The sequence below is a fragment of the Streptosporangium sp. NPDC002607 genome (assembly GCF_053592655.1).
Window position 1 is genome coordinate 1 of sequence record NZ_JBSFWD010000169.1, and the last position, 1314, is coordinate 1314.

1 protein-coding gene is annotated in these 1314 nt (G+C 71.4%); it reads left to right on the top strand.

The features are described from left to right. Positions 1-79 precede the first annotated feature (79 nt). Positions 80-1314: acyltransferase domain-containing protein (locus ACWD3H_RS47685; protein ID WP_451959807.1), on the top strand; the 1235-nt coding region annotated here is incomplete at its 3' end.

Sequence of the window (1314 nt, forward strand, 5' to 3'; positions counted from 1 at the left end):
ATCTCGGTCGTGGCCTCGGGTGGAGCGGCCGTGGCGGGCGGGGGTGTCGTCGTTCGGGATCAGCGGCACCAACGCCCACGTGATCATCGAACAAGCGGTGGAATCTCCGGAAGCCGCGGACGAGGACGCTCCGCAGGACCACACACCGGTTGCCGGTGTGGTGCCGGTGCTGGTGTCGGGCCGTACGGCGGGGGCGTTGCGGGCGCAGGCCGAGCGGTTGGCGTCGGTCCTGGACGGTCAGCCTGGTCTGGGTCTGATCGACACGGCGTTCTCGCTGGCGACGACGCGGTCGGCGTTCGAGCATCGGGCGGTGGTGCTGGCCGCCGACCGTGACGGGGTGCTGGCCGGATTGGGTGCGCTGGCCGAGGACCGTCCGGGTGCCGGTGTGGTCGAGGGGATGGCCGGGCCGGAGCCGCGGCTGGCGGTGTTGTTCACCGGTCAGGGCAGTCAGCGGGCGGGGATGGGCCGGGAGCTGTATGACCGGTTCCCGGTGTTCGCCGAGGCGTTGGACGAGGTGATCGCCGAGCTGGATCCGTTGCTGGACGGGTCGTTGCGTGAGGTGCTGTTCGCCGAGCCGGGCACGCCCGAGGTGGAGGCGCTGGATCGGACGGGGTGGGCGCAGCCGGCGTTGTTCGCGCTTGAGGTGGCGTTGTTCCGGCTGGTGTCCTCGTGGGGTGTCAAGCCGGATGTGCTGGCGGGGCATTCGATCGGGGAGATCGCGGCGGCGCATGTGGCCGGGGTGTTGTCGCTTTCGGATGCGTGTGCGCTGGTGGCCGCGCGAGGTCGGTTGATGCAGGCGTTGCCGTCGGGTGGGGCGATGGTGGCGGTGCAGGCCGCCGAGGAGGAGGTCGCCGCTCTGCTGGCCGGGCGCGAGGGTGAGGTGTCGATCGCGGCGGTGAACGGCCCGGTCTCGGTGGTGATCTCCGGGGTGGAGGGGCCGGTGCTCGGGATCGTCGCGGTGCTGGAGGAGCGGGGGGTGCGGACGAAGCGGTTGCGGGTGTCGCACGCGTTCCATTCGCCGTTGATGGAGCCGATGCTGGAGGACTTCCGCGCTGTAGCTCGGACGTTGACCTACAACGCGCCGCGCGTTGTGATCGTGTCCACGGTGACCGGTGGGCCGGCCACGGCGGAGCAGTTGTGCTCGCCGGATTACTGGGTGGACCAGGTTCGCGGTGCGGTCCGGTTCGCCGACGGCGTGCGCGCGCTGCACGGCCAGGGTGTACGGGCGTATCTGGAGCTGGGCCCCGACGGGGTGCTGACCGCCATGGCCGCCGACACCCTCACCGCGCTCGCCGACTCGGACTCGCGGGGTTC